23 protein-coding genes, 1 rRNA gene and 1 pseudogene are annotated in these 26,732 nt (G+C 73.9%); 13 read left to right on the forward strand and 12 right to left on the reverse strand.

Annotated features, from left to right (window positions below):
• Positions 1 to 22 precede the first annotated feature (22 nt).
• Both B124_RS29380 and B124_RS29385 read left to right on the forward strand, forming a co-directional pair.
• The gene (locus tag B124_RS29380; protein WP_496506018.1) at positions 23 to 1,144 is read left to right on the forward strand and encodes an alkene reductase; all 1,122 of its coding nucleotides are present in this window, start codon (positions 23 to 25) and stop codon (positions 1,142 to 1,144) included.
• Positions 1,145 to 1,242: 98 nt separating this feature from the next.
• Positions 1,243 to 2,160 carry a phosphoribosylaminoimidazolesuccinocarboxamide synthase gene (locus tag B124_RS29385; protein WP_496506019.1) on the forward strand — a complete coding sequence of 306 codons (918 nt, stop codon included), beginning with the start codon at positions 1,243 to 1,245 and terminating at the stop codon, positions 2,158 to 2,160.
• Positions 2,161 to 2,211: 51 nt separating this feature from the next.
• On the opposite strand, the gene B124_RS29390 is transcribed toward B124_RS29385, so the two are convergent.
• The 3 genes from B124_RS29390 to B124_RS29400 form a co-directional block, all read right to left on the reverse strand.
• Positions 2,212 to 2,949 (reverse strand): TetR/AcrR family transcriptional regulator, encoded by a 738-nt coding sequence (locus tag B124_RS29390; RefSeq protein ID WP_496506020.1) that lies wholly within the window; start codon positions 2,947 to 2,949, stop codon positions 2,212 to 2,214.
• Positions 2,950 to 3,055: 106 nt separating this feature from the next.
• Positions 3,056 to 3,862, reverse strand: coding sequence for a sugar phosphate isomerase/epimerase family protein (locus tag B124_RS29395; RefSeq protein ID WP_496506042.1), 807 nt, complete (start codon positions 3,860 to 3,862; stop codon positions 3,056 to 3,058).
• A gap of 197 nt (positions 3,863 to 4,059) precedes the next feature.
• A complete protein-coding gene (locus B124_RS29400; protein WP_496506021.1) occupies positions 4,060 to 4,986 on the reverse strand; it encodes a Ppx/GppA family phosphatase in 927 nt (308 codons plus the stop codon).
• Between the two features lie 19 nt (positions 4,987 to 5,005).
• Between B124_RS29400 and B124_RS29405 the strand changes: the two genes are divergently transcribed.
• Complete coding sequence (locus tag B124_RS29405; RefSeq protein ID WP_496506022.1) at positions 5,006 to 5,851, forward strand: DUF3109 family protein; 846 nt, start codon at positions 5,006 to 5,008, stop codon at positions 5,849 to 5,851.
• Positions 5,852 to 6,034: 183 nt separating this feature from the next.
• Here B124_RS29405 and B124_RS29410 read toward each other — a convergent pair whose 3' ends face one another.
• On the reverse strand, positions 6,035 to 7,903 hold the full coding sequence (locus B124_RS29410) for an RNA polymerase sigma factor (protein ID WP_496506023.1): 1,869 nt from the start codon (positions 7,901 to 7,903) through the stop codon (positions 6,035 to 6,037).
• A gap of 73 nt (positions 7,904 to 7,976) precedes the next feature.
• A complete protein-coding gene (locus B124_RS29415; RefSeq protein WP_496506024.1) occupies positions 7,977 to 8,555 on the reverse strand; it encodes a phosphatase PAP2 family protein in 579 nt (192 codons plus the stop codon).
• A gap of 127 nt (positions 8,556 to 8,682) precedes the next feature.
• On the opposite strand from B124_RS29415, the gene B124_RS29420 reads away from it, so the two are divergent.
• The gene (locus B124_RS29420) at positions 8,683 to 9,531 is read left to right on the forward strand and encodes a hypothetical protein (protein WP_496506025.1); all 849 of its coding nucleotides are present in this window, start codon (positions 8,683 to 8,685) and stop codon (positions 9,529 to 9,531) included.
• A gap of 66 nt (positions 9,532 to 9,597) precedes the next feature.
• On the opposite strand, the gene disA is transcribed toward B124_RS29420, so the two are convergent.
• Positions 9,598 to 10,722: a DNA integrity scanning diadenylate cyclase DisA gene (gene disA / locus B124_RS29425; protein ID WP_496506026.1), complete on the reverse strand. Its 1,125-nt coding sequence runs from the start codon at positions 10,720 to 10,722 to the stop codon at positions 9,598 to 9,600.
• Positions 10,723 to 10,832: 110 nt separating this feature from the next.
• On the reverse strand, positions 10,833 to 12,287 hold the full coding sequence (gene radA, locus B124_RS29430) for a DNA repair protein RadA (RefSeq protein ID WP_496506027.1): 1,455 nt from the start codon (positions 12,285 to 12,287) through the stop codon (positions 10,833 to 10,835).
• A 561-nt stretch (positions 12,288 to 12,848) separates the two neighbouring features.
• On the opposite strand from radA, the gene ilvD reads away from it, so the two are divergent.
• Positions 12,849 to 14,702, forward strand: a complete 1,854-nt coding sequence (ilvD, locus tag B124_RS29435) for a dihydroxy-acid dehydratase (protein WP_496506028.1) — start codon at positions 12,849 to 12,851, stop codon at positions 14,700 to 14,702.
• 100 nt (positions 14,703 to 14,802) lie between these two features.
• Positions 14,803 to 15,306 carry a hypothetical protein gene (locus tag B124_RS29440; protein ID WP_496506029.1) on the forward strand — a complete coding sequence of 168 codons (504 nt, stop codon included), beginning with the start codon at positions 14,803 to 14,805 and terminating at the stop codon, positions 15,304 to 15,306.
• A 21-nt stretch (positions 15,307 to 15,327) separates the two neighbouring features.
• Here the strand turns inward: B124_RS29440 and B124_RS29445 are convergent, their stop codons facing one another.
• Positions 15,328 to 15,597, reverse strand: a complete 270-nt coding sequence (locus B124_RS29445; RefSeq protein ID WP_496506030.1) for a hypothetical protein — start codon at positions 15,595 to 15,597, stop codon at positions 15,328 to 15,330.
• A 310-nt stretch (positions 15,598 to 15,907) separates the two neighbouring features.
• Here B124_RS29445 and B124_RS29450 point away from each other — a divergent pair, with 310 nt between their 5' ends.
• Positions 15,908 to 16,324, forward strand: a complete 417-nt coding sequence (locus B124_RS29450) for an ArsR/SmtB family transcription factor (RefSeq protein ID WP_496506031.1) — start codon at positions 15,908 to 15,910, stop codon at positions 16,322 to 16,324.
• A gap of 31 nt (positions 16,325 to 16,355) precedes the next feature.
• Here the strand turns inward: B124_RS29450 and B124_RS29455 are convergent, their stop codons facing one another.
• Complete coding sequence (locus B124_RS29455) at positions 16,356 to 17,549, reverse strand: RNA-guided endonuclease InsQ/TnpB family protein (RefSeq protein ID WP_496506032.1); 1,194 nt, start codon at positions 17,547 to 17,549, stop codon at positions 16,356 to 16,358.
• Between the two features lie 158 nt (positions 17,550 to 17,707).
• Between B124_RS29455 and B124_RS29460 the strand changes: the two genes are divergently transcribed.
• The 4 genes from B124_RS29460 to B124_RS29475 all read left to right on the forward strand — a co-directional run bounded on the left by B124_RS29460 (position 17,708) and on the right by B124_RS29475 (position 22,084).
• On the forward strand, positions 17,708 to 18,001 hold the full coding sequence (locus B124_RS29460; RefSeq protein ID WP_496506033.1) for a hypothetical protein: 294 nt from the start codon (positions 17,708 to 17,710) through the stop codon (positions 17,999 to 18,001).
• Positions 18,002 to 18,195: 194 nt separating this feature from the next.
• Complete coding sequence (locus B124_RS29465) at positions 18,196 to 20,334, forward strand: MMPL family transporter (RefSeq protein ID WP_496506034.1); 2,139 nt, start codon at positions 18,196 to 18,198, stop codon at positions 20,332 to 20,334.
• Between the two features lie 182 nt (positions 20,335 to 20,516).
• Positions 20,517 to 21,344 carry a pyrroline-5-carboxylate reductase gene (gene proC / locus B124_RS29470; RefSeq protein ID WP_496506035.1) on the forward strand — a complete coding sequence of 276 codons (828 nt, stop codon included), beginning with the start codon at positions 20,517 to 20,519 and terminating at the stop codon, positions 21,342 to 21,344.
• Between the two features lie 8 nt (positions 21,345 to 21,352).
• The gene (locus B124_RS29475; protein ID WP_496506036.1) at positions 21,353 to 22,084 is read left to right on the forward strand and encodes a response regulator; all 732 of its coding nucleotides are present in this window, start codon (positions 21,353 to 21,355) and stop codon (positions 22,082 to 22,084) included.
• 40 nt (positions 22,085 to 22,124) lie between these two features.
• Here B124_RS29475 and B124_RS29480 read toward each other — a convergent pair.
• Together B124_RS29480 and B124_RS29485 are read right to left on the reverse strand one after the other, a co-directional pair.
• A pseudogene (locus B124_RS29480) lies at positions 22,125 to 22,325 on the reverse strand (phosphoribosylaminoimidazolesuccinocarboxamide synthase); the annotation flags it as partial.
• 2 nt (positions 22,326 to 22,327) lie between these two features.
• Positions 22,328 to 23,065 carry a DedA family protein gene (locus B124_RS29485; RefSeq protein WP_496506037.1) on the reverse strand — a complete coding sequence of 246 codons (738 nt, stop codon included), beginning with the start codon at positions 23,063 to 23,065 and terminating at the stop codon, positions 22,328 to 22,330.
• A 109-nt stretch (positions 23,066 to 23,174) separates the two neighbouring features.
• Here B124_RS29485 and B124_RS29490 point away from each other — a divergent pair, with 109 nt between their 5' ends.
• Positions 23,175 to 24,917: a sensor histidine kinase gene (locus B124_RS29490; RefSeq protein ID WP_496506038.1), complete on the forward strand. Its 1,743-nt coding sequence runs from the start codon at positions 23,175 to 23,177 to the stop codon at positions 24,915 to 24,917.
• Positions 24,918 to 24,941: 24 nt separating this feature from the next.
• On the opposite strand, the gene trpS is transcribed toward B124_RS29490, so the two are convergent.
• On the reverse strand, positions 24,942 to 25,991 hold the full coding sequence (trpS, locus tag B124_RS29495; RefSeq protein ID WP_496506039.1) for a tryptophan--tRNA ligase: 1,050 nt from the start codon (positions 25,989 to 25,991) through the stop codon (positions 24,942 to 24,944).
• A gap of 630 nt (positions 25,992 to 26,621) precedes the next feature.
• Here trpS and B124_RS29500 point away from each other — a divergent pair.
• Positions 26,622 to 26,732: ribosomal RNA gene (locus tag B124_RS29500) — 16S ribosomal RNA — on the forward strand; the annotation flags it as partial.

Here is a 26,732-nt window from a genome sequence, read left to right on the forward strand (position 1 = left end):
CCCCGAACCTAGCGTCGAGAATATGACGAACAAGATCTTCGAACCCGTACGGGTCGGGCGGCTCGACCTCCCGCACCGGCTGGCGATGGCCCCGATGACCCGCTCCCGCGCCACCGCGGACACCGGCCTGGTGTCCGAGCTGACGGCCGAGTACTACGCACAGCGGGCCGGGGCCGCACTGATCGTCACCGAGGGCACGCAGCCCAGCGTGCGCGGCCAAGGCTACATCCAGACGCCCGGCATCCACACCGCCGCGCAGGTCGCCGCCTGGCGGAAGGTGACCGAGCGGGTGCACGCCGCGGGGGGCCGGATCTTCCTGCAGCTCCTGCACACCGGCCGCGTCGGGCACCCCTGCCTGTACCCGGACGGCGGGCTTCCGGAGGCGCCGTCGGCCATCGCCTCCGGCGAGTCGCTGTACACCAACGACCAGGGGATGCTGCCGCACCCCGTGCCGCGCGAGCTGACCACCGGCGACATCGACGGCATCGTGAAGGACTTCGCGAACGGCGCGCGCAACGCGATCGAGGCGGGCTTCGACGGCGTCGAGCTGCACGGTGCCAACGGCTACCTCATCCACCAGTTCCTCGCCGACGGCACCAACCGGCGCACCGACGCCTACGGCGGCTCGCCGGAGAACCGCGTCCGCTTCGCGGTCGAGGCGGTACGGGCCGTCAGCGAGGCCATCGGCGCGGACCGCACCGCGCTGCGCATCTCGCCCGCCAACGGCGCCGTCGGCGTCACCGAGAGCGACGCGCCCGAGACGTACGCGGCGCTGCTCGCGGAGCTGGCCCCGTACCCGCTGGCCTATCTGCACACCCTGGAAGCGGACCCGGGGCTGCGCGGCGTGACCGAGCAGATACGCCGCGACTGGGCGGGCCCGCTGATGCTGAACTCCATGCACCACGGCGGCGGCGACCCGGTCGAGGACGCGGAGCGGCTGCTGGCGGCGGGGACGGCGGACGTCGTCGCCCTCGGTGCGCGCTGGCTGGCCAACCCCGACCTGCTCGCCCGGGCCCGCGCGGGAGGTCCGTACAACGAGGCCGACGAGGCGACGTACTACGGGGGCGACCACCGCGGGTACACGGACTACCCGACGCTGGTGCCGGCCGCCGCTTCCGCTTCCGGTTCCGCTTCCGCAGGCTGAGCGGGCGCCGGGGCCGCCGGCCGCGGGGTCGCCGCGCCTGGTCGGGGCGTCGATGCGAGACAATTCGACTGTCGCATCGGCAACCCCCGGAGGAATCCGTGCCCGGTTTCGTGGAGAAGCCCCAGCCCGTCCAAGTGCCCGGCCTCGTCCATCGGCACACCGGCAAGGTCCGCGACCTGTACGAGGACGCCGACGGCCGCCTGGTGATGGTCGCCAGCGACCGCATGTCCGCGTACGACTGGGTGCTCTCCACCGAGATCCCCGACAAGGGCCGGATCCTGACCCGGCTGTCGATGTGGTGGTTCGAGCGGATCGCCGACATCGTGCCGCACCACGTGCTGTCCACCGAGGTGCCCGAGGGTGCCCCCGCCGGCTGGGCGGGGCGCACCCTGGTGTGCCGGCCGCTGCGGATGGTGCCGGTGGAGTGCGTGGCCCGCGGCTACCTGACGGGCTCGGGGCTCGCGGAGTACGACACGACCGGCGCGGTCTGCGGCGTCGACCTGCCGCCGGGGCTGACCGACGCCTCCGCGCTGCCCGCGCCGGTCTTCACGCCGGCGACGAAGGCGGAGGTGGGGGAGCACGACGAGAATGTCACATTCGAAGAGGTGGTGCGCCGCGTCGGCCCGGCCGTCGCGGCGGAGCTGCGCCGGGTGACGCTGGCGGTGTACGGGCGCGGGCGGGACATCGCGCGCCGGCAGGGGCTGATCCTGGCGGACACGAAGTTCGAGTTCGGCTACACCGGTGACGCGGTCGGCGAGGGGGAGCTGGTCCTCGCCGACGAGGTGCTGACCCCGGACTCCTCGCGCTACTGGGCCATCGACGACTGGCTGCCGGGCCGGCCGCAGCCGTCCTTCGACAAGCAGTACGTACGCGACTGGCTGACCTCCGCCGAGTCCGGCTGGGACCGGCACGGCGAGGCGCCGCCGCCGGAGCTGCCGGCGGCGGTGGTGGCGCGTACGCGGGAGAAGTACGTGGAGGCGTACGAGCGGCTGACGGGGGAGCGCTGGGACTCCTGAGCCCCGGGCCCGGAGCGCTGAGCTGCGCCGGTGCGGGCCGGGGCGGGGCCGTCAGGGCGTAGGGCTGCCGCCGTCGGCGGAGCCAGGGGCGTCACCGGAGCCAGGGGCGTCAGCGGCGTCAGGGGCGCCGGCGGCCTCAGGGGGCGCGGGCCGCTGCAGCGGCGAGTCCGTCAGGTGGTACTGCACGATCGGCGCCAGTTGGCGGATCAGCTCCTCCGGATCGGCCGAGGCCATCGGGTCGAGCCGGACGATGTAGCGCAGCATCGCCGTCCCCACGAGCTGCGCCACCGCCAGCTCCGCCCGCGTCGCGCCGTCGGGCCCCGGCATCAGCGGCGTCATCCGGTGCAGCACGTTGCGCGTGACGATGCGGCGGAAGATGTCGGCGGCCGTCTCGTTGCTGACGGCGGAGCGGATGACGGCGAGCAGCGGCTCGCGCGTGAGGCGGTCCTCCCAGACGCCGAAGAAGAAGCGGGTCACGCGCTCGCCCGCGCTGTCGAGGGGACCGGCGAGGACGGCCTCCTCCACCGCCTTCGCCGGCGCGAAGGTGATCTCCAGCGCGGCCTCGAAGACCTGCTCCTTGGTGCCGAAGTAGTGGTGGACGAGCGCCGGGTCGACGCCCGCGGACTTGGCTATGCCGCGGATGGACGTCTTCTCGTAGCCCCACTCGGCGAACTCGGAACGGGCCGTCGCCAGTATCTGGTCCCGGGTGCCGGGCCCGTCCTCCGCGGCGTCGCGCCGGGGCCGGCCCCGGCCCCGTTTCCGGGCCTTGGCTGCGTTCTCGGACGTCACGACGGCGTTCCCTTCCCCGGCCTCACGACGGCCTTCCCCCTTCTCCCGGTTCTCCCGGCTTCCCCTGTCTACGACTGCCTGGCGACTGCCCTACGGTCCGTCCGGCTCAGGACGGTGCGCCGCGCGGGACCGGCGCCGCGAGGTTGAACCGCGTGAACGCCAGCGACTCCGCGAGGTCCGCCTCGCGCTCCGCCGCCGACATCGCCCGCCGGGTGTTGATCTCCACCACGACCTGTCCGCCGAACCCCCGCGCCGCCAGCCGCTCCAGCATCTCCGCGCACGGCTGACTGCCGCGCCCCGGCACCAGGTGCTCGTCCTTGCCGGAGCCGGAGCCGTCGGCCATGTGCACGTGGCACAGCCGGTCGCCCATGCGGTCGGCCATCTCCAGCGCGTCGTTGCGGGCGGTGGCGGTGTGCGAGAGGTCCAGGGTGTGGTGGCGGTAATCCTCGTTGGTGACGTCCCAGTCGGGCGCGTACGCGAGCATCTCCCGCTCGCGGTAGCGCCACGGGTACATGTTCTCCACCGCGAACTGCACCGCCGTCTCGTCGGCCATGCGCCAGAGCCCGTTGACGAACTCGCGCGCGTACGAGCGCTGCCAGCGGAACGGCGGGTGCACCACGACGGTCTCGGCGCCCAGCCGCTCGGCGGCAGACCGCGCGCGCCGCAGCTTCTCCCACGGGTCCTTGGACCAGACACGCTGCGTGATCAGCAGGCACGGCGCGTGGATGGCGAGCACCGGCACGCCGTGGTGGTCGGAGAGACGGCGCAGCGCCTCGATGTCCTGGCTGACGGGGTCGGTCCAGACCATGACCTCCACACCGTCGTAGCCGAGGCGGGCGGCGGTCTCGAAGGCGGTGGCGGTCGACTCGGGGTAGACGGAAGCGGTGGACAGGGTCACGCGCGCGTCGGGCACCGAGACCCCGCGGGCGGTGCTCCGCGGCTCGGCGTCGCCGTCGGTGCCGCTGCCGGCACCGGTGTCGCCGGTCGCGTCACGCCCGTCCGTTTTGCCGGTCTCGCCGGTTTTGCCACTCTCGTGGTGCTCGTCGGTCCGGTAACGGGATGCTCCTGCCACGGAGACAGCGTACGCGGCCTCACGCGCGCCCCGCCCCGTCACGGCAGTTGGTCCAGCCGCTTCAGGATGACCCCTTCGCGCAGCGCCCACGGACAGATCTCCACCGTCTCCACCCCGAACAGGTCCATCGCACCCTCCGCCACCAGCGCCCCCGCGAGCAACTGCCGCGCCCTGCCCTCCGACACCCCCGGCAGCTCCGCCCGCTGTGCCGCCGGCATCGCCGCCAGCCGCGGCACCCACTCCTCCAGCGCCTTCGCCGGCAGCGACCGGTGCGTGTACAGCCCCTCCGCCGACCGCGCGGCGCCCGCGATCCGCGCGAGCTGCCGGTACGTCTTGGACGTCGCGACCACGTGATCCGGCTCGCCGAGCCGGCTGAACTCGCCGACGATCCGGGCGATCTGCGCCCGTACGAACCGCCGCAGCGCCCGTACGTCGTCGGGGGCGGGCGGGTCCCCCGGCAGCCAGGCGGTGGTCAGCCGGCCGGCCCCGAGCGGCAGCGACACCGCCTTGTCGGGGTCCTCGTCGATCCCGTACGCGATCTCCAGCGACCCGCCGCCGATGTCCAGGACCAGCAGCTTCCCTGCCGACCAGCCGAACCAGCGGCGCGCGGCCAGAAACGTCAGCCGCGCCTCCTCCTCGCCGGTGAGGACGGTCAGCTTCACGCCGGTCTCGTCGGCGACCCGCGCGAGCACGGATTCGACATTGGCCGCCTCGCGGACCGCGGAGGTGGCGAACGGGAGCACGTCTTCTGCGCCCTTGTCCTCCGAAACCTGCAGCGCCTCGTGAATCGTGGCGATCAGCCGCTCGACGCCGTCGTCGCTTATCGCGCCCTCGTCGTCGAGGAGTTCGGCGAGCCGCAGCTCCGCCTTGTGCGAGTACGCGGGCAGCGGGCGGGCGCCGGGGTGCGCGTCCACCACCAGCAGGTGCACCGTGTTCGAGCCCACATCCAGAACGCCGAGTCGCATAACGGGCAACGCTAGCGCCTTGCCGGGCGGACGTACGCTGGGTTCCGTGAGCAAGAGGAAGAAACAGGGCAAAACGCAAGCCGGTTCGGGCGTCGTACGCGAGAAAGGCGCACGGGCGGAGGAGACCGGGCTCGACTTCGCCCGCGCGTGGGTGGAGTTTGCGGACCCCGCCGACGACGAACAGGTCTTCCGCTGCGACCTGACGTGGCTGACGTCACGCTGGTCGTGCATCTTCGGCCGCGGCTGCCAGGGCATCGACGCCGCCGGCCCCGACGACGGCTGCTGCACGCTGGGCGCGCACTTCTCCGACAAGGACGACGAGAAACGGGTCGCCGGCCACGTGCGGCGGCTCACCCCCGAGCTGTGGCAGTACCACGAGGAGGGCCGGAGCCCGGACGGCTGGATCGAGACCGACGAGGACGGCGAGCGCAAGACGCGCCGCGTGGAGGGCGCCTGCGTCTTCCACAACCGCGCGGGCTTCCCCGGCGGCGCGGGCTGCGCGCTGCACCTGCTGGCCCTGCGCGAGGGCCGCGAGCCGCTGGAGACCAAGCCGGACGTCTGCTGGCAGTTGCCGGTGCGCCGGTCGTACGAGTGGGTCACGCGCCCGGACGACACCAAGGTGCTGATGATCTCGATCGGCGAGTACGACCGCCGCGGCTGGGGCCCGGGCGGGCACGACCTCCACTGGTGGTGCACGTCGGCCCCGTCCGCCCACGGCGGCGGCCAGCCGGTGTACGAGTCGTACCGGCCGGAGCTGGTGGAGCTGATGGGCGAGCAGGCGTACGCCCGGCTGGCGGAGCTGTGCGAGGAGCGCCTGCGCGGCGCCCGCCACGGCGCGCTCCCGGCCCCGCACCCGGCGGACTGAGGGCGCACCCGGGGCGGGGGCCGTAGGGAGCGGACGGCGGGCGCCAGGCCGGCTGCCCGGCTGTCCGGCGGTCCGGCTGTGCCGGACTGCGCGGTGGGCCGAGGCGGACGGCTCGCGGACCAGGGCCGGTGGACGCACGCGGCGCTGCGGGCGCGGTGTGCGGGCCGGTGCGCCGCGCGGGCGTCAGCCCGTCGGGGACGGTTCCTCCGCCGTAGGCGGGGTGGACGCGGTCGGCGCGGGGGCGGGCTCCGAGGGGCCTGGGTCGGAGGAGCCTGGCTCCGACGGGGACGGGTCTGGGTCCGAGGGCGAGGGAGCCGGGTCGGAGGGGCCCGGGTCCGAAGGGGCCGGGTCGCCCGGGTCCGGGTCGCCCGGGTCGCCCGGGTCGCCCGGGTCCGAGGGGTCCGGGGCCGAGGGGGACGGGGCCGGGGCCGAGGAGGGCGGCGAGTGGGGTGGCCGCGACGACGGCGGGCGGGCCGGGGCCGGCGAGCCCCGCCCCGTACGGCCGGTGCCCGTGCCGGTGATCAGGATGGCCGCGTCGTCCGGGGCCACGTACACCCGCGCCTGCCAGGCCCCCCGCGGCTCGCCCGCCTCCGCCACCGTCACCGCGACCGTCGTCGCCTCGCCCGGCCGCAGCGTCCCGTACGTCGCGCTGAACCGCAGCCACCCCGCGTCCGTCCCGACCCGCCAGTCGACCGGCGCGCCACCGGACGACCGCAGCCGCAGATACGTGGTCTCCCCGCTCGGCCACGCCGCCACCGTCAGCCGCCCCGGGCCCACCCACGGCCGGCCCGCGTCCGGGCCGCCGTGGTCGACGACCTCCACCGACACATCCGGCCGGTTGCCGCGGCTGCGCGCCCCGCGCCCGGGGTCGTCGTGCGCGCTGCCGGCCTTCTCCACCGGGCGGCCGTCCAGCGACTCCGGGCCGTGCGCGTCCGCGCTCGCACTCGGCCGCGGCCAGCCGCGCTGCGCCTCGCCGTCCGCGGGCGCGCCGCGGTTCGCGACCCACAGCGCCAGCACCGGCGCCGCGATGACGGTGGCCACGACGGTCGAGGTCATCGCCCGGGAGCGCATCTGGCTGCGGCGGTCCCGCGTGTGCCGGGGGTAGCGGGGGTAGCCGCGGCGGTCGAAGCGCGGCGGGTGCGCGAGCCGGGTGCGCTGGGCGTGCAGCATCGCCCTGTACGCCGCCGCGCGGGGCGCGTCCAGTACGGGCAGCGGGGCCGCGGGCCGGGCGGCGCGCAGCGTGCCCGGCCAGCCCCAGCCGGCGCCCGCGCGCTCGGCGGCGCGGCGGCACTCGGCGCAGTCGTCGACGTGCCGGACCAGCTCGCGGCTGAGCGCGGCGCTGAGGAACAGCCGGCTGTCGCCGGCGAGCCGGGCGATGGCGGGGCAGCCGTGCTGGTCGACGACGGCGAGCGCGGCCCGGGTCCGTTCGACCTCGGCGGCGGCGGTGGACAGCAGCACGCGCGCGGCGTCGGGGTGCTGGCCGAGCACGGCGGCAACCTCGTCGGCGGGCAGCCGGTGGCGTACGGCCAGCTCCAGCGCTTCGCGCTGCTCGGGTGTGGTGCCGGCGGCCTCGGGCCAGGCGAGCGTGGCCAGTTCGCGGCGGTGCAGGCGGGCCGCGGGGGCGGCCCCGGCGGGGACCGCGGCGGCCTCCGCGTCGCCCGCCGGCTCCGGCTCCGGCTCCGGCACCGGTACGGGCGCGGGCTCCGCGGCGGTGGCGGATCGCTTCTCCTCGGCCGCGGCGGCGGGCTGCGGGGGCCGGTGCTCCGGGTCGGGCGCCGGGCGCCGCCCCGGCTTCCGGTCCAGCCGGCGCACACACGCCCAGCGGGCCAGCGAGTACAGCCAGGGGCGCCACTCGGCGGGCGTCGCGGGACGCCGCCGCGGCTGGCGTTCGGCGATCGCGAGTACGTCGCCGAGGGCGGCGAGGGCGTCGTCGTGGTCGCACAGGATCGACATGCAGTAGGTGAACAGGCCGTCCAGGTAGGGCTCGTACTGCTCAGGAGGGCGCTGCGGCGGTGGCTGCCGGGCAGGTTCTGGGCCGGGGCTGCTTGTCACCCCGCGAACGTAGGCGCATAGTCGCGTACGGATCGGCGGAGTTCGGCGCTTCTCACCCCCACGAGTGACGTTCTCACTCAATGGGGGACGTTGCCGCCGGATCCGTGACCACGGCCCGCCGGCGGTGCCGTCCCACGGCCTCGATCCGTACGCGCGCGACGGCCGCGCAGGGCGCCGCGACCGCCGCGCCCAGCGCGAGGCCCGCCGCCACGTCGAGCGGGTAGTGCACGCCGAGGAAGACCCGGGACGCCGCCAGCAGCGCGCCCAACGGCAGCACCCACGCCGTGATCCGCGGCCACGCCACCGCCAGCGCGACGGCCGCGGCCCCGGCGATCGTCGCGTGGTTGCTGGGGAACGACCAGTCGCCCGGCGGCGGGCACTCCGCCAGCGGCGCCACCGCCCCGCGCACCGCCCGGCACGGGCGCTCCCGCTCCAGCCACTCCTTCAGCAACTCGCTCACCCCGTACGCCGCCACCGTGCCCGCCGCCCCCGCGACCACCGGCGCGCGCCGCGGCGCCGCCCACCACGCGGCGGCGAAGAGCGCGGCCAGCAGCACCAGTCCGGCGTCCGTGCCGAACTCGGCGAGCGTGTGCAGCACATCGGGGGTGCGGCGGGCGACCGAGGTGACGTCCCGGTACAACTCCTCGTCCATGCCCGGACGGTACGAAGCGTGTCCGGTTCACCACTTCCGGCGAAAGTAAGTACGCTCCCCTGACGAAAGTCAGACTGCGCGGCGGGTACGGGACCGCCTTGCGCCCCAAGTCTCGTAAGGTTTCCGCGTGGGATCTTTCCGCCGTCCTGTCGGTCCGCTGCCGTCCGCCATCTACTGGCGGCGCCGGGCGGTCCTGCTCGGCCTGCTCGCCGTGCTCGCGATCTTCGCCATTCTGGTCATCAATCTCGGGGGCGGCGACAGCGAGAACGTCGCCGACGAGGGCAAGCGCCCCGCGGAGTCCATCACTCCGGGGCCGACGGACGACTCGTCGGTGATCGACGAACGCCCCGGAGGCCGCGACGAGCCGGGCGGCGGCTCCGCCGGCTCCGGTGACGACGAGGACGGCGGCGGCGCGGGCGGCTCCGAGGGCTCGGGCGGCTCCGGCGACGGCGACGGCGAGGACAGCGACGGCGAGGACGGCGGCTCCGCCGGCGGCGCCGGGGGCGGTTCCGGCTCCGCGGGCGGCGGCTTCGGCGTGGGCTCCGACGGCGTGCCGGCCGGCTCGCCCATGGCCGCGTGCGACGCGGACGACGTGGAGCTGACGCTGCGCAGCGAGGAGCGCTCGTACGCGCCGGGGGAGCGGCCGGTGTTCGAGCTGACCGCCGTCAACTCCGGTGATAAGGACTGCAAGCTGGACTTCTCGCCCACCTCGACGGTGCTCACGATCTCGGCGGCGGCCGGCGGCGAGAGCCGGTGGTGGGCGTCGGACGACTGCCCGTGGACGAGGGACCCGATCGTGCTGGCGGTGCCGGCGGGCAGCGAGGTCTCGCGGACGTACGAGTGGGACCTGCGGGCGAGCGAGCCGGGCTGCGCGACGCCGCAGGCGGACACGGCGGGCGCGGGGAGCTACGAGGCCGAGGTCAGCACGGACGGCTTCGCGACGGCCGCGGCACCGTTCGTGCTGGAGCAGGCGTAGCGGCGCACCCGCCGGCCCCGCGAACGGCGCCCCGCCGGCGAGGCGCCCGCGCCGCCCAGATCAGACTCAGACGTAGCGCTCCAGGATCGACGACTCCGCCAGCCGCGACAGCCCCTCGCGCACCGACCGGGCCCGCGCCTCGCCCACGCCGTCGACCGTCTGCAGGTCGTCCACGCTTGCCGCGAGCAGCTTTTGCAGGCCGCCGAAGTGCTCCACCAGCCGGTCGATGACGGCGCTGGGGATGCGCGGCACCTTGGCCAGCAGCCGGTAACCGCGCGGCGAGACCGCGGCGTCCAGGGTCTCGGGCGCCCCCGTGTAGCCCAGCGAGCGGGCCACGATGGGCAGTTCGAGCAGCTCGCCGTGGGAGAGCCGGTCCAGCTCGGTGAGCGCGCGGTCCACGGTGTGCGGGCGGCGGCCGGTGCGCTCCGGAACGTAGTCCCGGACGACGAGCTGGCGTTCCGGCTCGACGCCCGCGATCAGCTCGTCGAGCTGGAGGGACAGCAGCCGGCCGTCGGTGCCCAGCTCGACCACGTACTCCGCGATCTCGGTGGCGATCCGGCGCACCATCTCCAGCCGCTGCGCGACGGCGGAGACGTCCCGCACGGTCACCAGGTCCTCGATCTCCAGCGCGGAGAGCGTGCCGGCGACCTCGTCCAGCCGGAGCTTGTACCGCTCCAGGGTGGCCAGCGCCTGGTTCGCCCGGGAGAGGATCGCGGCGGAGTCCTCCAGCACGCGCCGCTGGCCGTCCACGTACAGCGCGATGAGCCGCATCGACTGGCTGACGGAGACGACGGGGAAGCCGCTCTGGATCGACACGCGCTGCGCGGTGCGGTGGCGGGTGCCGGTCTCCTCGGTGGGGATCGAGGCGTCGGGCAGCAACTGCACGCCCGCGCGCTCGATGCGGGTGATGTCCTTGTCGAGGACCACGGCGCCGTCGAGCTTGCACAGCTCCCGCAGCCGGGTCGCGGTGAACTCGACGTCCAGCACGAAGCCGCCGGTGCAGATCGACTCGATGGTCTTGTCCGTGCCCAGCACGATGAGCCCGCCGGTGTTGCCGCGCAGGACCCGCTCCAGGCCGTCGCGCAGCCCCGTGCCGGGCGCGACCGCGCTCAGCGCGGCCCTCACCGCGGCGTCGGAACCGGGACTGCCGCCGGCTCTGCCCGGGGCGCCCGCCCGGTCGCCTGCTGCCACTGGAACCCTCCGGAGTCCTCCGGTCGTCGTTTCGGTGCTCTACGCGTGCGCTTGGCGGCGCATGCACGAGCCCCCTGCGCTCCCCCGCACGGAAGAGACCGGGGCAAAGTCTACCGGCGAGCCTCCTCGGGCTGCCGGGACTCCCTCGGCTCTCTCGCTCCGCCCGGCTCCCGGGACCCGCCGCCCGGGTGCCGCCGGCCGGCCGGCAGCGCGCGCAACGCGTCCCCTATGTCCGCGACTTCCCGCACCTTCATCCCCGCGGGGACCTTGCCGGGATCCATCGGTACGAGGGCCCGCGTGAACCCGAGCCGGGCCGCTTCCGCCAGCCGCCGGGCCACTCCCGTCACCCGCCGCACCTCCCCGGCGAGGCCGACCTCCCCGATCGCCACCAGGTTCTTCGGCAGCGGGGTGTCGCTGGCGGCGCTGGCCAGGGCGAGCGCGACGGCCAGGTCGGCGGCGGGCTCGGAGAGCTTCACGCCGCCGACGGTGGCGCTGTAGATGTCCCGCTTGGACAGCGCGCGGATGTCGCCGCGCTGCTCCAGCACGGCCAGCATCATCGAGACCCGGGAGGTCTCGAGACCGGACGTGGTGCGCCGGGGGGAGGGGATCTGCGAGTCGACCGTCAGCGCCTGCACCTCGGCGACCAGCGGCCGGCGGCCCTCCAGGGTCACCGTCAGGCAGGTGCCCGGCACGGGCTCGTCCCGCCGGGTCAGGAAGAGGCCGCTGGGGTCGGCGAGGCCGATGATGCCTTCGTCGTGCAGCTCGAAGCAGCCGACCTCGTCGGTCGCGCCGTACCTGTTCTTCATGCCGCGGACCAGCCGCAGCCGGGCGTGCCGGTCGCCCTCGATGTGCAGCACGACGTCCACCAGGTGCTCCAGCAGCCGGGGTCCTGCGATGGCGCCGTCCTTCGTCACGTGCCCGACGAGGATCGTGGCCATCCCGCGCTCTTTGGAGGCCCGGATCAGCGCGCCGGCGACCTCCCGGACCTGGGCCATGCCGCCGGGGGCGCCGTCGATCTCGCCGGAGGCGACGGTCTGCACGGAGTCGAGCACGAGCAGGGCGGGCTTGACCTCGTCAAGGTGGGCGAGGACGGCGGCGAGGTCGGTCTCGGCGGCCAGATACAGCCCGTCGCTCAGCGCGCCGATGCGGTCGGCGCGCAGCCGGACCTGGCCGGCGGACTCCTCGCCCGTGACGTACAGCGTGCGCTGCCCGCCGACCGCGGACTTCGCGGCGACGTCGAGCAGCAGCGTCGACTTCCCCACACCGGGCTCGCCGGCCATCAGCACCACGGCACCGGGCACCAGCCCGCCGCCGAGCACCCGGTCCAGCTCCGGCACGCCGGTGCCGCGGGCCTCGACCTGCCGGGCGTCGACCTGCGCGATGGGCAGCGCGGCGGTCGTGACCCGCCCGGCGGCCGTGGTCTTGACCGCGGGCGCGCCGACCTCCTCGATGGTGCCCCACGCCTGGCACTCGGGGCAGCGGCCGAGCCACTTCACGGTGGACCAGCCGCACTCGGAGCACCGGTACGCGGGGCGGTCCCTGCCGCCGCTCTTACGGGAAGCCATGCGCCTAACGTAGCGGGACCCGCTGACACCCCCCGGAAGTTGTCCACAGCCGCCCCCACCCACCCCCGCCCTTACGGGGTACGGGCGGGGGCCGGAGCGAGCCCCGCGGGGTCGGGGGCGGAGCGCGGCGGGGGTCGGGAGGAGGGCTGCGACTCCGGGGGGTCGGGGGCGGGGGCCGGGAGGGGGCTGCGACTCCACGGGATCGGCGGCGGAGCCCGGCGGGGGCCGGGAGGAGGGCTGCCACTCCACGGGATCGGGGGCGGGGCCCCGCGGGACTCGGGGCGGAGCCCCGGCGGGGGTCGGGGGGCGGCAGCCCCCGCTTTCCGGAAGGGGTGCTGACACCTCCACGGGACAGGGCGACCCCCGCGGGGATCGGGGCGGAGCCCCGGCGGGGGGCCGGGGGCGGCAGCCCCCGGTTTCGGGAAGTGGGGGTACCGCCCACGCCCGCAGGGCGTAGGGGGAGGGATCGGGGAACAGTCCGGACTGTGGACAAACGGTCCGGAGGGTGGGCAGGGGGCGTAGGCTCAGAAGCTCAGATGTGCCGCTCCCCGGGAGGGAAACATGCCCGCGCTGAGGTCCCGTACCGTCACCCACGGCCGCAACATGGCGGGCGCCCGCGCCCTCATGCGCGCCTCCGGCGTAGCGAACGAGGACATCGGCAAGCCCGTCGTCGCGGTCGCCAACAGCTTCACCGAGTTCGTCCCCGGCCACACCCACCTCGCCCCCGTCGGCCGCATCGTCTCCGAGGCGATCAAAGCCGCCGGCGCGGTGCCCCGCGAGTTCGACACCATCGCCGTCGACGACGGCATCGCCATGGGCCACGGCGGCATGCTCTACAGCCTCCCCTCCCGCGACCTGATCGCCGACTCCGTGGAGTACATGGTGGAGGCGCACTGCGCCGACGCCCTGGTCTGCATCTCCAACTGCGACAAGATCACCCCCGGGATGCTGATGGCCGCCCTCCGGCTGAACATCCCCACGGTCTTCGTCTCCGGCGGCCCCATGGAAGCCGGCCGCGCCACCCTCGTGGACGGCACGGTCCGCAAGCTCGACCTCATCGACGCCATGGTGGACGCGGCGAACGACGGCGTCTCCGACGCCGACGTGCTGCGCATCGAGGAGAATGCCTGTCCCACCTGCGGCTCCTGCTCCGGCATGTTCACGGCCAACTCGATGAACTGCCTGACCGAGGCCATGGGCCTGTCCCTCCCGGGCAACGGCTCGGTGCTCGCCACCCACACCGCCCGCCGGGCGCTCTACGAGGCCGCGGGCCGCACGGCCGTCGAGCTGACCACGCGCTATTACGAGCAGGACGACGAGACCGTCCTCCCGCGCAACGTCGCCACCCGCAGCGCCTTCGAGAACGCCATGGCCCTCGACATCGCCATGGGCGGCTCGACGAACACGATCCTGCACCTGCTGGCCGCCGCCCAGGAGGCCGGCCTCGACTACGGCCTGGCGGACATCGACGCCGTCTCCCGCCGGGTGCCGTGCCTGGCCAAGGTCGCGCCGAACGTCACCTCCACCGGCACGTACTACATGGAGGATGTGCACCGCGCGGGCGGCATCCCCGCCATCCTCGGCGAGCTGTACCGCGCCGGCCTGCTGAACGAGGACGTGCACGCGGTGCACTCCGACTCGCTCGCGGACTGGCTCAAGCGGTGGGACGTCCGCGGCGGCTCCCCGTCGCCGGAGGCCGTCGAGCTGTGGCACGCGGCGCCCGGCTGCGTGCGGTCGGCGGCGGCGTTCTCGCAGTCCGAGCGGTGGGAGTCCCTGGACACCGACGCCGAGAGCGGCTGCATCCGCTCGCTGGAGCACGCGTACTCCAAGGACGGCGGTCTCGCGGTGCTCAAGGGCAACATCGCGGTGGACGGCGCCGTGGTGAAGACCGCGGGCGTGGACGCCTCCATCCTCACGTTCGAGGGCCCGGCCGTCGTCTGCGAGTCGCAGGAGGAGGCGTGCGACAAGATCCTCGGCAAGCAGGTCAAGGAGGGTGACGTCGTCGTCATCCGCTACGAGGGCCCCAAGGGCGGCCCCGGTATGCAGGAGATGCTGTATCCGACGTCGTTCCTGAAGGGCCGCGGCCTGGGCAAGGCGTGCGCGCTGGTCACCGACGGCCGCTTCTCCGGCGGCACGTCGGGGCTGTCCATCGGCCACGCCTCCCCGGAGGCGGCGGCGGGCGGCACGATCGCGCTGGTCGAGGACGGCGACCTGATCCGTATCGACATCCCGAACCGCACCATCGAGCTGCGGGTCGACGAGCAGACGCTCGCCGAGCGCCGCGCGGCCCTCGGCGGGCGGTACGCGCCGAAGAACCGCGAGCGCAAGGTGTCCATGGCCCTGCGGGCGTACGCGGCGATGGCGACCAGCGCCGACAAGGGCGCCGTGCGGGACGTCACGAAGCTGGAGGGCTGACCGCGGCGGCTGGGCTGCGGGCGGCCCGCCCGCAGCCGCGCCGATGCGAGCCCGCAGGGGGGCGGGACGCGCCGCGGAGGGCTCCGCGATAATCGGGTGCGTGAGCGACAAGCAGCAGTCCGAGACCCCCGGCGACGCGCCGCTGCCCGAGCCCCTGCGGTTCTTCGGCACCACCTGGGTCGACCGCTCGGGCGGCTACTGGGCCCGCCGCGTCGGCGTCGCCGTCGTGGCCCTGGTGCTGGCCGCCGGCGGCGCGTTCGTACTGGCGCTGTCGTACAACGGCCTGCAACTGGCCGACAGCGGCGGCCTCATCCAACTGCTGATGATCGGCGCGTTCGCGGTCTGCAGCTCGCTGGCCTTCACCCGCACCCTCGGCGGCTTCAACCGCCCGCACGAGGCCGGCCCGGCGGACGGCTCGTGGCGGCCGATCCGGGTCATCGGCTTCGTCGGCGTGATGGCGGCGTACACGGTGCGGAGCTTCGTCGAGGCCCCGGGCGAGGGGATGCTGCGTCGGGACTACGAGCACCGGCTGGAGCAGCACGCGCGCCGCCGCTCGTCCCGTACGGGCAACCCGTCGAAGCGCAAGCGCAAGAAGCGCCGCTGACCCGCGCCCCGTCTCCGCGGGCTACGCCTCCGTCCGCCCCCCGCGCGCTACGCCCTCGCCCCCCGCGTACGCGGCCACCCACCCGTCCGCCAGATCCGCCAGCCGGTGCACCGCCGCCGTGGTGCGCTCCCGGTCGCCCGTGTTGAGCACGTCGATCCGCAGCCCGGCGAACGCCGCGTTGAGCAGCGTCGCGCAGCCCGTCGCCGCCTCCGCCGGCACGCCCCGGTCGCGGAACCAGCCCGCGACGAACTCCACCCGGTCCGCCAGCAGCCGCGACGTGGCCAGCGGCACCACGAGCACCAGCGGGGCAGCGCGAGTGGCTGGCCGGCCTGCCCGGCGCGGACGTCGCCGCGGGCGGCGCGGTCGGCGGCGCCCTGCTCGACGCCTTCGGCAGCGGCGCGCTGCCGGCCGGTGCCGCGGCGGCGCAGGGCGTGGCGCTCGCCCTCTTCGCCCTGGCCTCCCGCCAGGCTTCTCCGGGGAAACCCTGAGGCCCGCCCGGGGGCACCCCCCAGTCGTCCCGGACATGTGTCAGTAATCTTTGACAGGTGTACGAGGCACCTGTCAGCTTTGTCTTACACACCGACGCACGAAGGGGCCGCAGATGGCACGGACGCCCGCTCCGGCCCCGACCGGAGACGAACTGCTCAAGGTCTTCGCGGCGCTCGGCAATCCGCATCGCCTGCGGATCGTCGCCGCGCTGCACGAGGGCCGGAACTACGTCAGCCGGCTGGCCCGTGAGATCGGCATGAGCCGCCCGCTGCTGCACATGCACCTGCAGCGGCTGGAGGCCGCCGGCCTGATCACCGGCTCGCTGGAGCTGTCCGAGGACGGCAAGGCGATGAGGTTCTACGAGGTGGTCTCGTTCCGGTACGAGCTGACCCCCGCACTCGTCGCGGAGGCCGCTCGCACCATCGGCGACGGTGACGGCGAGCCCGAAGGCCCGCCCACCCGGGACGGACCAGACCTGCACCGGGAAACCCGAGAAACGACGACGACGATGAAAGAGGAAGCCACTTGACCTCTTCCCCCGTTGCGAACAAGGGGGATTCCTACGGCTCGCGCCGTGGGGGTTCCTGCTTCATCGCCGACTGCCCCGTCCGGGAGGACTCCCGTTGAGGTCTTACACCAGCTCCACAGGCAGCTGCGGCCAGCCCGGCCGCCTTGATGTTGCGTGCCGCGTTCACATCGCGGTCGTGCACCGTGCCGCAGGTGCACGTCCACTCACGGACGTTCAGCGGCAGCTTCTCGCGGACCGTGCCGCAGTTCCCGCACAGCTTGCTGGAGGGGAACCAGCGGTCGACCGTCACGAGTTCGCGCCCGTACCAGGAGCACTTGTACTCCAGCATGGAGCGCAGTTCCGTCCAGGATGCATCCGAGATGGCGCGCGCGAGCTTGCCGTTCTTCAGCAGGTTGCGGACGGTCAGGTCCTCCATCACGACCGTTTGGTTCTCACGGACGAGACGAGTCGACAGTTTGTGGAGGAAGTCCCGGCGCCGGTCGGCGATCCGCGCATGCACGCGCGCCACCTTCCGACCGGCCTTGTCCCGGTTCGCCGATCCTTTCACCTTGCGCGACAGCCCGCGCTGCGCGCGGGCCATGCGGGCACGGTCGCGGCGTTCGTGCCGGGGGTTGGCGATCTTCTCCCCGGTGGACAGGGTCACCAGGGACGTGAGCCCGGCGTCGATACCGACCGCCGCGTCCGTGGCAGGAGCCGGAGCGATCGCGTCCTGGCACAGCAGAGCGACGAACCAGCGCCCGGCGCTGTCCCGGGACACCGTCACCGTGGTGGGCTCCGCACCGTCGGGCAGCGGACGCGACCAGCGGATATCCAGAGGTTCCGCCATCTTCGCCAGCGTCAGCTCTCCCTTCCGCCACATGAAGGCGCTGCGAGTGTACTCGGCCGACGCGCGGGAATTCTTCAGGCTCTTGTAGCGCGGGTACCTCGCACGCCGGGCGAAGAAGTTCGCGAACGCGGTCTGAAGATGGCGCAGCGCCTGCTGCAGCGGGACGGAGGAAACGTCGGCAAGGAATGCCAGCTCCCCGGTCTTCTTCCATTCCGTGAGGGCGGCGGACGTCTGCGCGTAGGAGACCCGGCGCTGCTCGCTGTACCAGGCCCGGGTGCGCTCCTCCAGCGCCTTGTTGTACACGAGCCGGACGCAGCCGAACGTGCGCGACAGCTCCGCCGCCTGCGCCTCCGTGGGGTAGAAGCGGTACCTGAACGCCCGCTTTACCTGCCGCGCCATGCTTCACATTCTACCAAGTCCCGTGTGAGTCGAGGACGTTCGCAGACGGCCAGTAGACGCCGGACCGCCCCGGCGACGCTCCGGCTCTCCCTGCCCTACTCCGCAGGAGTCCGTTTCCTCCCCGGCCTGAAAGCCGGGGTAACCAGGGAGGCATCCCGATGAACGAGCAGACGGTGCACCTCGCCGACAGCGAAGGCGCGATCGGTGCGATGGTCGGCGCGGTCGGTGCGGCCGGGTTCTTCGCGCTGCTGATCGTGGTGGTCTGGCAGATCGCCGCCACGTGGCGGGCCAAGATGATCGCGGCCCGCGAGGAGCAGTACCGGGAACTGGTCGTCAAGTACCAGCAGTTGCTGGAGGACAACCTCGAACTGCACCGCCGCAGCATCGACGAGCTGACCGACGCGCGGCGCTCCCTCACCTCGATGGAGAAGATGATGCGCGAGGTCGAGTAGCCCGGCCGGACAGCACCGGACAGCACCGGACGGCAACAGACGTGCGTACGGGCCGGAAGCGGCAACTTCCAGCCCGTACGAGGACGAAGCAAGCCCCGGCACACATCCCCGCCACGGCCAGGTCGGCAAACCACAACGGCCGCGGTGCGGGTCAGTCATGCGCCCGATTCACTTCCCTTGAAGGAGACCATCCCATGTCCGCTCGGATCAAGCAGCTCGTGGCTGCCCCCGGAGGACGCCGGACGAAATGGCTCGTACTGGCCGCCTGGATACTCCTCCTCGCCGCGCTCGGCCCCCTCGCGGGCAAGCTCGGCGACGTCGAGGACACCAGCCCCAACGCCTTTCTGCCGCGCAGCGCGGAGTCCGCCGAACTGAACACGGAGCTGGAGAAGTTCCGCGGCGACCCCGAAGACGAGATCATGCCCGCCGTCGCCGTCTACAGCGTCCCCGACGGCGCGATGACCGAGGCCGGCCGGCAGAAGGCGGCGGCCGACGTGCGGGCGTTCGCCCCGTACGTCGCCGAGGGCGAGCGGGTGACGCCGCCCGTGCCCTCCGATGACGGCAGCGCGCTGATGACCGTCGTCCCGATCACCGACGAGGAGGACGTCGGCGACGTCATCGACGACGTACGCGAGGTCGCCGCCGACGGCGCCCCGCCCGGCGTGGACGTACAGGTGGGCGGCCCGGCCGCCTCCCTCGCCGACTCCGTCGCCGTCTTCGACTCCCTCGACGCGACGCTGATGCTCGCCACCCTGGCCGTCGTCACCGTCCTGTTGCTGATCACGTACCGCAGCCCGCTGCTGTGGCTCTTCCCCGTGCTGGCCGTCGGCTTCGCCGCCGTCCTCACCCAGGCCGGCACGTACCTCCTGGCCAAGCACGCCTCCCTGCCCGTCGACCCGCAGTCGGCCGGGATCCTCATGGTCCTCGTCTTCGGCGTCGGTACGGACTACGCGCTGCTGCTCATCGCCCGCTACCGCGAGGAACTGCACCGCCACGAGGACCGCCACGAGGCGATGCAACTGGCGCTGCGCCGCTGCTTCCCCGCGATCCTCGCCTCCGCGGCCACCATCGCGGTCGGCCTGTCCTGCCTGTACTTCGCCGACATCAGCTCCTCCCGCTCCCTCGGCCTGGTCGGCGCGACCGGCGCGGTCTGCGCGTTCCTCGCGCTGGTCACCGTGCTGCCGGCGCTGCTCGTGATCGTCGGGCGCTGGGTCTTCTGGCCGTTCATCCCGCGCCACGGGACCCCCGTGCACGGGCACCGCACGGTGTGGTCCCGGATCGGCGCCGCGGTCGCGCGCCGGCCGCGCTGGTCGTGGCTGACGTCGCTGGGCGTGACCGCCGTGCTCGCCTTCGGCGTCGTCGGCATGGACTTCGGCCTCAAGCAGTCGGAACTCTTCCAGGACAAGCCCGAGTCGGTCGTCGCCCAGGAACGCATCTCCGCGCACTACCCCTCCGGCGCCTCCGACCCGGCCGACATCGTCACCCGCGCGGGCGCGAAGGACGCCGTACGCGGCGCGGCCGAGCAGGTCGACGGCGTGGCGGTGGTGGCGGATGACGGCACCACCCGCGACGGCGAACTGGCCGCCCTGCGCGTCACCCTCGACGACGAGCCCGACTCCGACGCGGCCAAGGACACGATCGACGCCCTGCGCACCGCCGTGGGCGCCGTCGACGGCGCGGACGCCCTGGTCGGCGGCACGACGGCGGAGGCGCTCGACACCCAGCGGGCCGCGGACCGCGACCTGCGGGTGGTGGTGCCGATCGTGCTGCTGGTGGTGTTCCTGGTGCTGATCGGGCTGCTGCGCGCGCTGGTGGCGCCGCTGGTGCTGCTCGCCACCACCGTGCTGTCGTACGTGGCCGCCCTGGGCGCCTCGTACCTGCTCTTCGACCACGTCTTCGACTTCGCCGCGGTCGACTGGTCCATCCCCCTGATGGGCTTCGTGTTCCTGACCGCGCTCGGCATCGACTACAACATCTTCCTCATGACCCGGGTCAGGGAGGAGGTCGCGCGCCACGGCCACGCGAAGGGCGTGATCAGCGGCTTGACGTCGACCGGCGGCGTGATCACGTCGGCGGGCATCGTGCTCGCCGCCACGTTCTCGATCTTCGCGGGGCTGCCGCTGGTGACGATGGCGCAGATGGGCGTGCTGGTCGGGCTGGGCGTGCTGCTGGACACGTTCCTGGTCCGCACGGTCATGGTGCCGGCGCTCGCGCTGGACCTGGGCCGGTGGACGTGGTGGCCGGGCGTGCTGTTCCGGCTGGAGACCCGGCGGGCGGCGGCGGGCGGGGACGCGGAGCCCGCGCTGCCGGAGGCGGATCCCGTACGGGCCTGACGGCTGAGGATCCGGTACGGGCCTGAAGGCTGGGGCCGTACGCCGAGCAGGGGCACCCGGCCGCCGGGCGCCCCTGCTCGCGGGCACCCCCGCACCCCGCGTCGTACGGCGTGACCTGCGGCCCCGTCCCGCCCTGTGGATAACTTCGCGGGGCGTCGGGGCGCGGTGGGAGGATGGGCGGCATGACCCAGAAAGTCGCCGTACTCGGCGCCGGAAAGATCGGCGAGGCGCTGCTCTCCGGCATGATCCGCGCCGGCTGGTCGCCCGACGACCTGCTCGTGACCGCACGCCGCCCGGACCGCGCGGAAGAGCTGCGCCATCGCTACGGCGTCGAGCCCGTCTCGAACGGCGACGCCGCCAAGCGCGCCGACACCCTCATCCTCACCGTCAAACCGCAGGACATGGGCACGCTCCTGGAGGACCTGGCGCCGCACCTGCCGGCGGACCGGCTCGTCGTCTCCGCCGCGGCCGGCATCCCCACGGCCTTCTTCGAGGAGCGGCTGCCGGAGGGCGCGCCGGTGGTGCGCGTCATGCCGAACACACCGGTGCTCGTGGACGAGGGGATGTGCGTCATCTCCGCGGGAAAGCACGCCGTGGAGCAGCACCTGGTGCGGACCGAGGAGATCTTCAAGCCCGTCGGCAAGACGCTGCGCGTCCCCGAGGCACAGCAGGACGCCGCCACGGCGCTGTCCGGCTCCGGCCCGGCGTATTTCTACTACCTCGTCGAGGCCATGACCGACGCCGGGATCCTCCTGGGCCTGCCCCGCGAGAAGGCCCACGACCTCATCGTGCAGGCCGCCATCGGCGCGGCGGTCATGCTGCGCGACAGCGGCGAGCACCCGGTCAAGCTCCGCGAGGCGGTCACGTCCCCTGCGGGTACGACGATCAGTGCGATCCGCGAGCTGGAGAACCACGGCGTACGGGCAGCCCTGATCGCGGCGATCGAAGCGGCCCGCGACCGCAGCAGAGAACTGGGCACGGGCCCCGCCCCCGGCGCCAGGCGCGGGTAGGACCCACGATGACGCAGCCCCACGACCCACCCCCGCCCGGAGGCCGGCCGATCCGGGTCCTGCTCGCCGACGACGAGGCCATGGTCCGCGGCGGGGTGCGGGCCATCCTCGCCGCCGCGGACGACATCGAGGTCGTCGCCGAGGCCGGCGACGGCCGCGAGGCCGTCGAGCTGACCCGGCGGCACCGCCCCGATGTCGCCCTGCTCGACATCCGCATGCCGGTGCTCGACGGCCTGGGCGCCGCCGCGGAACTGCGCCGGGCCGCGCCGGGGACGGCGGTGGTGATGCTCACGACGTTCTCCGAGGACGAGTACATCGCCGGCGCCCTCGACAGCGGCGCGGCCGGCTTCCTGCTCAAGTCCGGCGATCCGTACGAGCTGATGGCCGCCGTCCGCGCCGCCGCCGGCGGCGCGTCGTACCTCTCGCCCCACGTCGCCCGCCGCGTCATCCAGCGCGTCAGCGGCGGCCGGCTGACCCGCGAGAAGGAGGCCCGCGAGCGCGCCGCCGCACTCACCCCGCGGGAGCGCGAGGTGCTGGCGCTGGTCGGCGCCGGACTGTCGAACGCGGAGATAGCCGGACGCCTGCACCTGGTGGAGGGCACGGTGAAGGCGTACGTCAGCCAGGTGCTGGCGCGGCTGGAACTGAAAAACCGCGTCCAGGCAGCGATCCTCGCCTACGAGGCGGGCCTGGTCGGCGCGGAAGGGGAGGAAGGGGCGGACCGGACACAGGGCTCGCGGTGACCCGGCAGCCCCGGTCCGACCACCACCACGACGTCACCGCCCCCACCTCCGCCTTCGTCGCCGGCGTGAAGACCGGCGCGGGCAGCGCGGAGGCGTCGGTCAGCCCCGGCGGCAGGTCGACGCCGCAGACCGCGCCGGACGCGTGGTAGTCCGCGAGCCCTGAGCCCGTCAGGTAGCCGCGGGCCACGCACTCCACCGGGACCATCCGCAGGGGCCGGTACACCAGGGTGCGCCCCGCCCAGCTCAGGCCGCGCGGCCCGCGTCCGTCACCCCGCCCGGCTGGCCGTTGACCGGCTCCCCGCCCCCGCCCCCGCCCTTCGACCCGCCGCCGCCCGTCCCGCCACCCGCCGGGCGCGCCGCGCCGCCGCCCGCAGGGCGCCCCGCGTGGCGCAGCCGGAGGGCCCGGACCCCCTCGTGCAGCAGCGTGATGCCGAACGCGAGGCCCAGCCCCAGCGCCACCCCCCGCAGCGGCTCCTCCTCGAAGGCCGCGCCGCCGGCGTAGCCGAGCGTCGTCCCGTACGCCGCCCAGGTCACGGCCGCGACGACCGCGTACCGCGTGAACGTCCGGCGCGGAAAGCCCGTCGCCCCCGTCGTGAGCGTGGCCGCCGTCCGGCCGCCCGGAATGTAGCGCGCCACGACCAGCACCAGCCCGCCCCGCTCCGCCAGCATCCGGCCCACCCGCTCGTACGCCCGCTGCGCCCGGCTCCCCGGCCGCAGCTTGTCGAAGATCCGCGGCCCGGCCCGCCGGCCGAGGGCGTACGAGACATGGTCGCCGGTCAGCGCCCCCAGGGCCGCCACCGCGGCCACGAGCACCGCGTCCGGCTGCCCGTCGGCCGCGGCGAACACCCCCAGCGTGATCACCAGAGTCTCGCTCGGCACCACGGGGAAGAAGCCGTCCAGCGCGGCGATGCCGAAGAGCGCCAGGTACACCCACGGGGTGCTGACCACGTCCTCGACGGCATGGATGATCGCGTCATTCATGCCGTAGACGCTAGGAACGCCGCCCGCGCGCCGCCGTGCACGGAAGCCAGGGCCTTCCCCTGACTTTCGTCAGGTGCCCGCCGCCCCCCGCCCGCCGTACCGTGGCCGCATGACCGGCACCGACCGGCTGCCCGGCACCCTGCGTCGCACGCTGCCCGACCGCCTCAGCCCGAGCCGCCCCGCAGAAGACCGCTCCCCAGACGAAAACCCCCGCGGCGACCACCCCGCCGACGACCACCCCGGCCCCCGGCGCCCCACCCGGCTCCCCGCGCTCCGCCGCGTCCTGCGCAGCGAACGCGCCGCCGACCTGCTCCTCTGGCTGGTCCTGACCCTCCCCGCCGTCACCGCCGGCGGCCTCCCCGGCGTCGAGCAGGCCGCCGGCATCGACCTGCACTGGATACGTGCCGCCGCCGTCCCCCTCCTCGCCCTGGCAGTCGCCGTCAGCCGCACCCGCCCCGCGCTCGCCGCCACGATCCCCGCCGGGCTGGCGCTGACCGCGACGCCCGAGCTGTTCACCAACCACTTCGTCCTCGCCCAGGTCACCCTCTCCTTCCTCCTCGGCCGTCGCACGGACCGCCCGCGGCGCGCGCTTCTGCTCTTCGGCGCGATCGCCGCCGCCGGCCTCGTGCTCACCCGCGCGGTCCCCGACGCGACGTTCGCCGGCTGGGGGACGCTCGTGCTCACGGTGCTCTTCGCGATGGTGCTGCCGTGGCTGCTCGGCCGGTACGCGCGCCAGCACTCCGCGCTCGTGAGCACCGGCTGGGAGCTGGCCGAGCGGCTGGAGCGCGAGCAGGAGCTGACCGCCGACCGCACCCGGCTGCGCGAGCGCTCCCGTATCGCCGGCGACATGCACGACTCCCTCGGCCACGAACTGACCCTGATCGCCGTACGCGCCGCGGCCCTCCAGGTCTCCCCGGGCCTCGACGCCGCCGCCCGCAAGGAGGCCGCCGAGCTGCGCGAGGCCGCGGCGACGGCCACCGAGCGGCTGCGCGAGGTCATCGGCGTGCTGCGCGAGGACGACGAGGGCGCGCCGGTGCACCCGGCGGACGACAGGGTGGAGGAGCTGGTCAGGCGGGCGGCGGCGTCGGGGATGCAGGTGGAGCTGGTACGCGACGCGGAACCGGCCACCCCCCTCCCCCCGGTGGCCGACCGGGCGATCCACCGCGTCGTCCAGGAAGCCCTGACCAACGCCGCCAAGCACGCCCCGGGCGCCCCCGTGACCATTCGCCTCAGCCACGACCCCGCAGCGGAGAACATCGAGGTCACCGTCGTCAACGGCCCGCCACCACCGGGCGCCGCGCACGCCCCGAACGTGTCACCGACCCCGGGCGGCTACGGCCTCGTCGGCCTCGACGAGCGCGTCCGCCTGGCCGGCGGCACCCTCCGTGCACAGCCTGTGGACGACGGCTTCGCCGTCACCGCCCGCCTCCCCCTCACCCCGGGCGCCGCCCCCGCCCCACCGCGCGAGTACGCCGCCCGCCGCGAGCTGGCCGCCGCCCGCCGCCGGGTACGGCGCGGCATCCTCGACGCGATCTGGATCCCCGTCGTCGGCACCGTCGTCCTCGGCGTGCTCCTCTTCGGCGTCAACCTCTACACCTCCCACCGCGCCGTCCTCGACGCCGACACGTACGACACGTTCCGCATCGGCCAGCCCCGCGAGGACGTCGAGCGCCGGCTCCCCGCCTACGAGGCCGACGTCAACACCCGTCCCGACGCCGCCCCCGCCGACCCACCCGGCACCGACGACTGCGTCCTCTACCGCACCACCCCCTTCACCCTCGACCCGTCCTACCGCCTCTGCTTCACCGACGGCCGCCTCTCCCACAAGGACAAGGTCAACGCCGACCCGTAGCCGTCCCGCCCCACGCCGGCAGCGTCACGATCCGAAGGCGGGCAGCAACCCGGCCGCGTCATACGCCGCGTCCACCCGCGGACGCGCCATCCCCCGCGCCCGCTCCGCCCCGCGCCGCAGCACGCCCTCGACGTACGCGGGATCGGCACTCAGCTCCGCATGCCGCTCCCGCACCGGCCGCAGCACCTCCACCACGGCCTCGGCGGTATCCCGCTTGAGCTGCCCGTACGACGCGTACTCGCCCGCCAGCTCCGCGGGCTTCCCCCCGGTGCACGCGGCCAGGATCTCCAGCAGATTCGTCACCCCGGGCTGCGCCTCCCGGTCGTACGCCACCTCACTCCCGCTGTCCGTCACGGCCCGCATCACCTTCCGCCGCACGGTGTCGGGCTCGTCGAGGAGGTGCACGATGCCCGCCTGCGCGGCGACCCCGTCGTCGGACTTGCCCATCTTCGACGCCGGATCCTGCAGGTTCATCACCCGCGCGGCAACGGACGGCCGGGTGACCCGCGGCACGGTGAACACCCGCCCGTAGCGCTGGTTGAACCGCTGCGCCAGATCCCGCGCCAGCTCAACGTGCTGGGCCTGGTCGTCGCCGACGGGGACCTGGTCGGTGTCGAAAGCGAGGATGTCGGCGGCCATGAGCACGGGATACGTCAGCAGCGACAGCCGCACGCTCCCGCCCTTGGCCCGCTCACGCGCGGAGCGCTCCCTGTACTGGATCATCCGCCGCATCTCCCCGTCCACGGCCGTGCACTCCAGCAGGTACGACAGCCGCGCATGCTCGTCCACGTGACTTTGCAGGTAGACCGTGCACACCTCGGGATCGAGCCCGGCGGCCAGCAGCAACTGCGCGGCCTGCCGACTGAGCCGCCGCAGCCGCGCGGGGTCGTACGACACGGTCATGGCATGCAGGTCGACGACGCAGAACAGCGCCTCGGCCTGATGCTGATCCACCTCGACCCAGCGCCGCACGGCACCCAGGTAGTTCCCGAGCGTCAGATGCCCGGTCGGCTTGACCCCGCTGAAGATCCGCACCCGCGAGCCCCGCGAGCCCCGCGATCCGTACGCCGTCATCGTCGTCGTCCCTCTCGTCCGCTGCCGGTGACCGCCGTATCGCCGGCCGGCGAGCGAGAGAGCTACGCGAAACGGCCGCCGAACCGGCGACCGTTGAAGTCGTGCGCACACACGCACCCGAGGTTCGGCCGCCCTCAGGCGGCCCACCACTGCTGGGTACATGTACGTGCTGTCACGCCCCCCACCGTATCGCGGAGGTACGCTGGAGGGGCAGGTGGACCTGACCATGGCCGGGACCAGCGCGACGCTGCTTGACAAGGACGCCATGGATCCGTAAAGTTCTTCGGGTTGCCACGGAGCCGGTTCGGTTCTGGAGTGCGACGGTGGCCGTCCCTGAGGGGCGGCTCGTCCCATCTACTCGTAGTGTGATCGACTCCCTTTCGTCGGGGTTGAATCGGCATGCCCGGTTCTTTTCGGCGGGTGGCCGGATTTTGCGCCGCCGGGACAATCCGCTACGGTTATGGAACACCGAAGGGAAACGCCCGGAGAAGCCCGGTGAGGGTTTTGAAGGTAGTGTCCGTTCTTTGAGAACTCAACAGTGTGCCAAGTAATTGATGCCAAGTGTTTGATGTAGTGACACAGCAGTAGCGAGGCAGACTCGTTCTGTAGTGCTGCATTCTTTTGTATGCATTTACGGAGAGTTTGATCCTGGCTCAGGACGAACGCTGGCGGCGTGCTTAACACATGCAAGTCGAACGATGATCCGGTTTCGGCCGGGGATTAGTGGCGAACGGGTGAGTA

It is taken from the genome of Streptomyces sp. CNP082 (assembly GCF_059570535.1).

Excerpts from the sequence above, each read along its gene's own strand:
- B124_RS29490 (WP_496506038.1), top strand. The coding sequence starts at position 23,175 with ATGACCGGCACCGACCGGCTGCCCGGCACCCTGCGTCGCACGCTGCCC.
- B124_RS29400 (WP_496506021.1), bottom strand. The coding sequence starts at position 4,986 with ATGCGACTCGGCGTTCTGGATGTGGGCTCGAACACGGTGCACCTGCTG.
- B124_RS29450 (WP_496506031.1), top strand. The coding sequence starts at position 15,908 with ATGGCACGGACGCCCGCTCCGGCCCCGACCGGAGACGAACTGCTCAAG.
- B124_RS29380 (WP_496506018.1), top strand. The coding sequence starts at position 23 with ATGACGAACAAGATCTTCGAACCCGTACGGGTCGGGCGGCTCGACCTC.
- trpS (WP_496506039.1), bottom strand. The coding sequence starts at position 25,991 with ATGACGGCGTACGGATCGCGGGGCTCGCGGGGCTCGCGGGTGCGGATC.
- B124_RS29485 (WP_496506037.1), bottom strand. The coding sequence starts at position 23,065 with ATGAATGACGCGATCATCCATGCCGTCGAGGACGTGGTCAGCACCCCG.
- B124_RS29460 (WP_496506033.1), top strand. The coding sequence starts at position 17,708 with ATGAACGAGCAGACGGTGCACCTCGCCGACAGCGAAGGCGCGATCGGT.
- B124_RS29465 (WP_496506034.1), top strand. The coding sequence starts at position 18,196 with ATGTCCGCTCGGATCAAGCAGCTCGTGGCTGCCCCCGGAGGACGCCGG.
- B124_RS29415 (WP_496506024.1), bottom strand. The coding sequence starts at position 8,555 with ATGGACGAGGAGTTGTACCGGGACGTCACCTCGGTCGCCCGCCGCACC.
- B124_RS29455 (WP_496506032.1), bottom strand. The coding sequence starts at position 17,549 with ATGGCGCGGCAGGTAAAGCGGGCGTTCAGGTACCGCTTCTACCCCACG.
- ilvD (WP_496506028.1), top strand. The coding sequence starts at position 12,849 with ATGCCCGCGCTGAGGTCCCGTACCGTCACCCACGGCCGCAACATGGCG.
- radA (WP_496506027.1), bottom strand. The coding sequence starts at position 12,287 with ATGGCTTCCCGTAAGAGCGGCGGCAGGGACCGCCCCGCGTACCGGTGC.
- B124_RS29475 (WP_496506036.1), top strand. The coding sequence starts at position 21,353 with ATGACGCAGCCCCACGACCCACCCCCGCCCGGAGGCCGGCCGATCCGG.
- proC (WP_496506035.1), top strand. The coding sequence starts at position 20,517 with ATGACCCAGAAAGTCGCCGTACTCGGCGCCGGAAAGATCGGCGAGGCG.